General features: G+C 68.5%; 9 protein-coding genes. 8 read left to right on the top strand and 1 reads right to left on the bottom strand.

Going from position 1 to position 7,943, the window contains the following annotated elements:
* From AC2W7C_RS10440 to flhA, 4 genes are all read left to right on the top strand, one after another.
* Positions 1-274, top strand: a 274-nt coding sequence (locus tag AC2W7C_RS10440; protein WP_486001384.1) for a helix-turn-helix domain-containing protein, incomplete at its 5' end; no start/stop codon positions are given.
* Positions 275-276: 2 nt separating this feature from the next.
* Positions 277-819, top strand: a complete 543-nt coding sequence (locus tag AC2W7C_RS10435; protein ID WP_486001383.1) for a serine hydrolase — start codon at positions 277-279, stop codon at positions 817-819.
* Entirely contained in the window at positions 816-1,190 is a 375-nt protein-coding gene (locus AC2W7C_RS10430; protein ID WP_486001382.1) for a serine hydrolase, read from the top strand. The genes AC2W7C_RS10435 and AC2W7C_RS10430 overlap by 4 nt, the downstream gene beginning before the upstream one ends.
* A 19-nt stretch (positions 1,191-1,209) precedes the next feature.
* The gene (gene flhA / locus AC2W7C_RS10425) at positions 1,210-3,294 is read left to right on the top strand and encodes a flagellar biosynthesis protein FlhA (protein ID WP_486001385.1); all 2,085 of its coding nucleotides are present in this window, start codon (positions 1,210-1,212) and stop codon (positions 3,292-3,294) included.
* Between the two features lie 252 nt (positions 3,295-3,546).
* On the opposite strand, the gene AC2W7C_RS10420 is transcribed toward flhA, so the two are convergent.
* On the bottom strand, positions 3,547-4,254 hold the full coding sequence (locus AC2W7C_RS10420) for a hypothetical protein (protein ID WP_486001381.1): 708 nt from the start codon (positions 4,252-4,254) through the stop codon (positions 3,547-3,549).
* Between the two features lie 119 nt (positions 4,255-4,373).
* Here AC2W7C_RS10420 and AC2W7C_RS10415 point away from each other — a divergent pair, with 119 nt between their 5' ends.
* From AC2W7C_RS10415 to AC2W7C_RS10400, 4 genes are read left to right on the top strand one after another with little or no spacing between them, the layout of a single operon-like run.
* Entirely contained in the window at positions 4,374-5,897 is a 1,524-nt protein-coding gene (locus AC2W7C_RS10415; protein ID WP_486001380.1) for a sensor histidine kinase, read from the top strand.
* The gene (locus AC2W7C_RS10410; RefSeq protein WP_486001379.1) at positions 5,894-6,319 is read left to right on the top strand and encodes a response regulator; all 426 of its coding nucleotides are present in this window, start codon (positions 5,894-5,896) and stop codon (positions 6,317-6,319) included. Before AC2W7C_RS10415 ends, AC2W7C_RS10410 begins: the two co-directional genes overlap by 4 nt.
* Positions 6,316-7,362 (top strand): sensor histidine kinase, encoded by a 1,047-nt coding sequence (locus tag AC2W7C_RS10405; RefSeq protein ID WP_486001378.1) that lies wholly within the window; start codon positions 6,316-6,318, stop codon positions 7,360-7,362. Before AC2W7C_RS10410 ends, AC2W7C_RS10405 begins: the two co-directional genes overlap by 4 nt.
* Before the next feature lie 2 nt (positions 7,363-7,364).
* Positions 7,365-7,817, top strand: coding sequence for an NUDIX domain-containing protein (locus tag AC2W7C_RS10400; protein WP_486001377.1), 453 nt, complete (start codon positions 7,365-7,367; stop codon positions 7,815-7,817).
* The last annotated feature ends 126 nt before the right edge of the window (positions 7,818-7,943 follow it).

Raw genomic sequence — 7,943 nt, 5'->3', positions numbered from 1 at the left:
CACGGCGCGCGCCGCTATGCGCCGGCCGGCGGGCCGCGCGGCCCATACGGCGGACGCGGTCACCCGCGCCCATGTGGGCCAGACGGTGGCTCAGATGGAGAAGGCGTTGATCCTGGACACCCTGTCCCACTGCCTGGGCAACCGCACCCACGCGGCCAATATCCTGGGCATCTCGATCCGCACCCTGCGCAACAAGCTGAACGAATACGCCGACGAGGGGACGAGCATCCCCGCGCCCCAGTCGGGCGTGGCCGCCTCCGGCTACGCGGCCTGACCATGACCGGTGAAACGGACCGCAGAAGCGTCCTGGCCGGCCTGGGCGCGCTGGGCGTCATGGGCTGCTCGCCGCCGACGGCGCCGACGGAACAGTCCGCGCGCCCGGCGATCGTCGTCCCGACCGAGGCGATCGACCTCTCCGCACTAGAAGCACGGAACGGCGGCCGGCTTGGATTCGCCGCCTTCGACCTTGGCCGGTCGCGGCAGCTCGTCTGGCGAGCGGATGAACGCTTCGTCTATTGCTCGACCTTCAAGATGTACCTCGCCGCCGCCACCCTGCTGCGTGTGCAGGCGGGCGAGGAGCGGCTGGAGCGGGCCATCCCGATCACTCAGGCCGACATGATCAGCCATGCCCCGACCACCCAGCCGGCGGTAGGCTCGACCTTGACGGTGGAGCAGCTGATGCAGGCGACGGTCGAGCTCAGCGACAATCCGGCCGCGAACATCCTGATCCGCGAGATGGGAGGGCTGGAAAGCCTGCGCGCCTTCTATCGAGGCATCGGCGACGACAGCACGCGAGTCGACCGGCTCGAGCGGAGATGAACCGCGCGAACGGCGACATGGACACCATCACCCCGTCTCGGTCGGTCCGCAACATGCTGCGGCTGTTGACTTCAAACCGGACCCCGCTGAGCTCCGCGTCGAAGGCGTTGCTGCTGCGATGGATGACCGACACCCCGACCGGCCCTGCACGCCTGAAGGCGGGCGTTCCCGCCGGCTGGCGCGTGGCGCACAAGACCGGCACCGGCGGCTACGGCCCCACCAACGACATCGGCGTCCTCTATCCGCCGACGGGACAGCCTGTGGTGGTTGCGGTCTACTACCACGCGACCCCGGCAAGCTCGACCGAAGCCAACGAAGCCGTCATCGCCGCGGCGACCCGCACCGCCCTGAAGGCCCTGGGGCATGACTGACGTCCCGGCCTCGACCCTGATGAAGGACGGCCTGGCGCGCCCGTCGGCGGGCGAGATGCGCGGCTGGCTGATGCGCGGCGAAGTGCTGATGGCGATGGGCGTCATCGGCATCATCATGCTGCTGATCGTGCCGATCCCCAGCATGCTGCTGGACCTGCTGTTGGCCATCTCGATCGTCGGCTCTGTGCTGATCCTGATGACCGCGCTTCTGATGAAGAAGCCGCTCGACTTCGCCATCTTCCCGACGGTCCTGCTGGTCGCCACCCTGTACCGCCTGGGCCTCAACCTGGCCACGACCCGGCTGGTGCTGACCCACGGCCACGAGGGCCACGGCGCCGCCGGTCAGGTCATCCAGGCCTTCGGCAACCTGATGATGGGCGGCAGCTTCGTCATCGGCATCATCATCTTCGCCATCCTGCTGGTGGTGAATTTCGTCGTCATCACCAAGGGCTCGACCCGTATCGCCGAGGTCTCGGCCCGCTTCACCCTGGACTCCATGCCAGGCAAGCAGATGGCCATCGACGCCGACCTGTCGGCGGGCCTGATCGACGAGGACACGGCCAAGCGGCGCCGCAAGGAGCTGGAGCAGGAGTCGACCTTCTTCGGGGCCATGGATGGCGCCTCCAAGTTCGTGCGCGGCGACGCCGTCGCCGGCCTGATCATCACCTTCATCAACGTCATCGGCGGCATCCTGATCGGCGTGCTGCAGCATCAGCTGCCGATCGGCGAGGCGGCCAACACCTACGTTCTGCTGACCATCGGCGACGGCCTGGTCACCCAGGTCCCGGCCCTGATCGTCTCGATCGCCGCGGGCTTCCTGGTGTCCAAGGCCGGCGTCGAGGGCTCGGCCGACAAGGCCCTGGTCTCGCAGCTGGCCACCAACCCGGTCAGTCTGGGGGTCGTCTCCGGCGCCGCCGGCCTGATCGGCCTGATCCCCGGCATGCCGCTGATTCCCTTCGCGGCGCTGGCTGTCGGCGCCGGCTTCATGGCCTGGCGGCTGGGCCGCGAGCGCCTGAAGCCCAAGGCCGTCGACGCCGAGGCCGTCGTGGCCGGCCCCAAGGAGGACGTCGAGGAGCCCATCGGCACGGCCCTGACCATCGACGAGGTCAAGATCGAGCTGGGCTATTCCCTGCTGTCGCTGATCAACGACCTCGAGGGCCGTCGCCTGACCGATCAGGTCCGCGCGCTGCGCCGGTCGCTGGCCCAGGAGTTCGGCTTCGTCATGCCGTCCGTCCGCATCCTCGACAACATGCGTCTGCCGACCCAGGGCTACGCCATCCGCATCAAGGAGATGGAGGCCGGCCAGGGCGAGGTGCGTCTGGGCTCGCTGATGGCCATGGATCCCGCCGGCCGCCAGGTCGAGCTTCCGGGCGAACACACCCGCGAGCCCGCCTTCGGGCTCCCGGCGACCTGGATCGACGAGTCCTTGCGCGAAGAGGCCACCTTCCGCGGCTACACCATCGTCGACCCCTCGACGGTGCTGACCACCCACCTGACCGAGATCCTCAAGGAGAACATGGCCGACCTGCTCTCCTATGCCGAGGTCCAGAAGCTGCTGAAGGAGCTGGGTCCGGAGGAGAAGAAGCTGGTCGACGAGCTGATCCCTACGGTCGTCACCGTCACCACCCTGCAGCGCGTCCTCCAGGCCCTGCTGCGCGAGAAGGTCTCGATCCGGGACCTGGCCGCCATCCTGGAAGGCCTGGCCGAGGCCGCGCCGCACACCTCTTCGGTCACCACCTTGGTCGAGCACGTCCGCGCCCGCCTGGCCCGCCAAATTTGCTGGCAGCATAAGGGCGATGACGGAGCGCTGCCCATCGTCACCCTGTCGCCGGAATGGGAGCAGGCCTTCGCCGAGGCCCTGATCGGCCAGGGCGAGGAGAAGCAGCTGGCCATGGCGCCCTCGCGCCTCCAGGACTTCATCCGCGCCGTCCGCGACGTCTTCGAACGCGCCGCCATGGCGGGAGAGACCGCGGTGCTGCTCACGGGCCCGCAGATCCGGCCCTACGTCCGCTCGATCATCGAGCGCTTCCGCGGCCAGACGGTGGTGATGAGCCAGAACGAGGTCCATCCCAAGGCGCGGCTCAGGACCATCGGCAGCGTCTAACCTATCTCCTCCCCACAAATGAGGAGGAGTGCGTGCGAAGGAACCTTTCCAGCGCGCGCGCCACTCAGAGCTCCGATCCCATCCACCGCCTACGTCCGCTTCTGACGCATCATCATGCGACGCTGCGGGTTCCGGTCTTTGACAATCCCGCCCGTCGACGCCGCCCAAGGCGCACGACCAAACCCGCCGGTTGCACGCATTGCACGCGTTGCACGCCGTTTTTTTGTGCAATGGGTCGCCGCCGGCGAAGGTCTACCGAACCTCCGCCCAGCCGCCCGCCGAGGCGTTGCGCGCCGCGTCGTTGGCGGGCCGCGCCACCAGACCGGACTGGGTGATCCAGACCTCATAGCGCGCGCCGTCGGCCATGGGCATGTAGGCGGCGCCTCCGTACAAGGTGTCGACCGCGTCGACGTAGCGGCGATACTTCCGCGCCGTATCCCATGTGCTCAGCCGCCACGGCAGGCCGTCGTCGCCGTCCGGGATCGCCAGGGGATGCACGCTGCGTTCGGCGTTGATCTCCTGCTCTACTGACCGATAGCGTCCCGACAGTCGGTCCAGCCGGTACTGGGTGTCCAGGCCCAGAATATTGGCCCAGGGTTTCCATTTCAGAACCTGGGCCTCGATGCGCCACTCGTCCCCGTGCAACGGATAGAGGTTGGTCGCCGCCGGCATGTTCTCGCCCCGCCCGGGCTGGATCACTGTCGCCTCGAAATACTGCGGTCCCAACTGGCGCGTCTGGATCGTCGCCACCGGCCGCTCGTAGGTCAGACGGGCGTAGGTCTGCACGTCCATGGCCAGCAGGGTCGCGATGGCCGCCGCGGCCAGGAAGCCGGCTCCGCCCAGGCCGCCCAGCAGCGCGGCGAACACTCGGCCCTTGAACAGGGCGCCCAGCCCCTTCAGCAGCAGCAAGAGGCCCAGCAGGCCGACGGCCGCCGGCGCGATCCACCACCACCAGACCATTTGCGTCCCTTTCCCCCGATCGCGACAGGTCGATCATTACCCCAAATCCCGGAGGCGGCGAGAGTTTCTCCCCACGGGCGACTGGACAGCGACAATCGCCCCGCTAATGCTCGCCGCCGATGATCTCGGCGCTACGCCCCACCTTCGAGGCCCTGGCCCAGTTCCTGCGGACGCCGACCCTGGGTCGGCGGGTGGCGGGGCTGCTGGCGCTGGCCATCGTCCTGCTTCTGGCGATCAATCTGGCCGTGTTCGTCATGATCCGCCGGACGGCGGAGTTCAACGACACGGTCGAGCACGCCCAGCAGGTGCGGATCGCGGCGCGCGAGGTGCTCACACGCCTGGTGGACGCCGAAACCGGTCAGCGCGGCTTCCTGCTGACCGCCCAGCCCGACTATCTGCTGGTTCACGACGAAGCCCTGCGGGTCCTGCCCGACCTGTACGCCGAACTGGAACGGCTGACCGAGGGCGACCCGGACCTGGAGCCTCGCATCGAGCACATCCGCGAACTCTCGACCCGTCGCACCGACATCATGGAACGCAGCATCGATCTGGCCCGCACCGGACGGATCGGCGAGGCGGTCTCCGTCATCCGAAGCGGCGAGGGCAAGACCCTGATGGACGAGATGCGGGTGGAGATCACCGCCATCGACGAAATTCAGGCGACCCGCCAACAGTTCCGGACGCGCCAGTCGGAGTGGGCCGGCGCCATGACCGTGCTCGCCAACGCCATCGGCGGACTTCTGGTCATCGTCCTGGCCGGGGCCAGCGCCTGGCTGGTCCGCCGCTATGTGATCGAGATCCAGGCCGCCCGGGCCGCCGTGGACCGCATGAACGCCGGCCTGGAGCACCAGGTCCGCGAGCGGACGGCCGACCTGACCCGCGCCAACGAAGAGATCCAGCGCTTCGCCTACATCGTCAGCCACGACCTGCGCGCGCCCCTGGTCAACGTCATGGGCTACACCTCCGAGCTCGAGCAGGCGGGCAAGGTCCTGGAACGCGAGGTCGCTCGCGCCGAGACCCGGCGCAAGGTCGATCCCGAGGTCATCGCGGCGGTGCGCGAGGACATGCCCGAAGCCGTGGGCTTCATCCGCGCCTCGACCGAGAAGATGGACCGGCTGATCAACGCGATCCTGAAGCTGTCGCGCGAAGGCCGCCGCAATCTGACCCCGGAGCTCCTGGACATGGGGGCCATGGTCCAGGCCATCGCCGACAGCGTTCGCCATCAGACCGAGGCGGCCGACGCCACGATCGAGGTCCAGCCGCTCCCCAGCCTCGACAGCGACCGGCTGTCGATCGAACAGATCTTCGGCAACCTGATCGATAACGCGGTGAAGTACCTCGACCCGTCGCGGCCCGGCCGCATCGTGGTCTCGGGCGAACGGACCGATGCGGGCGTGATCTACCGGATCGCCGACAACGGCCGCGGCGTCTCGGATCGGGATCACGAGCGGATTTTCGAGCTCTTCCGTCGCTCGGGCCGTCAGGACCGCCCGGGCGAAGGCCTGGGCTTGGCGTTCGTCCGGAACAGCGTCCGCCGGCTGGGCGGCGACATCACGCTTGAGTCAGAGCTTGGAAAGGGGTCGACATTCATACTCAAATTCCCCACACGCCTGATCCTCGCTGACGCCGGAGAATTCTCATGAGCACCTCCGTCAAGATCGTGATGATCGAGGACGACCACGGCCACGCGCGCCTGATCGAGAAGAACATCCGCCGGGCCAACATCGCCAACGACATCGCCCATTTCGCGGACGGCGGCACGGCGCTGGATTTCCTGTTCAGCGACGAGACCCGCTCCAACGGTCCGCTGCTGATCCTGCTGGACCTGAACCTGCCGGACATGTCGGGCACCGACATCCTGGAGCGGGTGAAGGGGGACGAGCGCCTGCGCCGGGCCCCGGTGGTCGTGCTGACCACCACCGACGACAAGGTCGAGATCCAGCGCTGTTACGACCTCGGCTGCAACGTCTACATCACCAAGCCGGTCGACTACGAAAGCTTCGCGGGCGCCATTCGCCAGCTCGGGCTGTTCCTGTCGGTCATGCAGGCCCCGGAGATCGAGTGAAGATTCAGGGGGAGCTTATCCGTCTGCTCTACATCGACGACGACCGCGGCCTCTCGCGGCTGGTCGAGAAGGAGCTGGGACGACACGGCTACGCCGTCACCTGCGCGCCCGACGGCGACGCGGGCCTGGAGCTTCTGAGCGCCCGGCCGGACGGCTTCGACATCGTCGCCCTGGACCACTACATGCCCGGCCGCGAAGGCCTGGACGTCCTGCCCGACATCATCGCGCTCGAGAACCCGCCGCCGGTCGTCTATGTCACCGGGGCCCAGGAAGGCCGCATCGCCGTCGCCGCGCTGCGCGCCGGCGCCGCCGACTACGTCATCAAGGACGTCTCCGAGGACTTCACCGCCCTGCTGCGCAATGCGATCGAGGACGCCCTGGAGCGCCGCCGCCTGCAGCGCGCGCACGAGGCGGCTCAAGAGGAGGTCCGCCTGGCCCGCGACCGCGCCGAGGCGATGCTGCGCGAGGTCAACCACCGGGTCGGCAACTCCCTGCAGCTGGTCTCCAGCTTCATGTCGCTGCAGCTGCGCCACCTGACCGACGACGGGGCCCGGGCGGCGCTGAAGGAATCTCAAGCCCGTATCGAGGCGGTCGCCCACGTGCACCGTCGCCTCTATACCTCCGGCGACATGTCCACCGTCGCCATGGACGAATACCTGCGGGGCCTGATCGACGAACTGGGCAAGTCCCTGGGGCCGGACGCCGGCTCCCCGGACATCGTCCTGAACGCCCACCCCATGCGTGTCTCGACCGACCAGGCGGTCTCGCTGGGCGTCGTCGTCACCGAGCTGGTCACCAACGCGGTGAAGTACGCTTACGCGCCCGGACAGGGCGGCGAGATCCGGGTGATGCTGGAGCCGCACGAGGATGGTCGGGCGTTGCTGACCGTCGAGGACGACGGCCCGGGCATGGGCGATGGAGCGGTCAAGGGCACCGGGCTGGGCGGCAAGATCATCTCGGCCATGGCCTCGGGCCTGCGATCGGCCGTGGTGCTGGACAAGCAGCACAAGGGCGTCCGCGCCCGCCTGGCGTTCGACCTGTGACCTTGGCTCAACGGCTTCAGTTCGGCGTCGCCGTTCCGGGCCTGGACTACCGGCTGCGGCCCACGGCGTTCGGCCTGGTCTTCCACGATGGCAAGCTGGCCTGCGTCCGGGTCGACCGAGGCGAGGGCAGCTACTACGACCTTCCCGGCGGCGCCGTGGACGGTGACGAGACCGAGGAGCAGGCTCTGGTCCGCGAGTTCGTGGAAGAGGCCGGCATGACCGTACGTCCCTTCGCCCGCTTCGCCGAGGCCGCTCAGTTCTTCCTCAAGTCGACCGGCGAACCGATCAACAACACCGGCGGCTTCTGGATCGCCGAGCGGCTGGGGCTGGACCCATCGGCGAAGGTCGAGGCGGATCACGAACTGGTCTGGCTGCATCCCCACACGGCGCTGAACGAGCTGCGCCACGACGCCCACGCCTGGGCGGTCGCGGCCTGGCTGCGGCGCAAGGGCTGAGCCTGCGTCAGTCCTTGCCGCCCAGGCGGATGCGCAAGCCTTCCTGTTCGCGCACCCCGTCGGCGGGCCGGCACTCCTCGGACCAGGCCACGCCGCCGTTCCGGGGATTGGGGCGCGGGGGTCGCG

Source organism: Brevundimonas sp. CURTG3B2_SDJG, assembly GCF_057364705.1.
The sequence above is the reverse complement of the archived record's forward strand: the minus strand, read 5'-3'. Positions and strand labels throughout refer to the sequence as shown.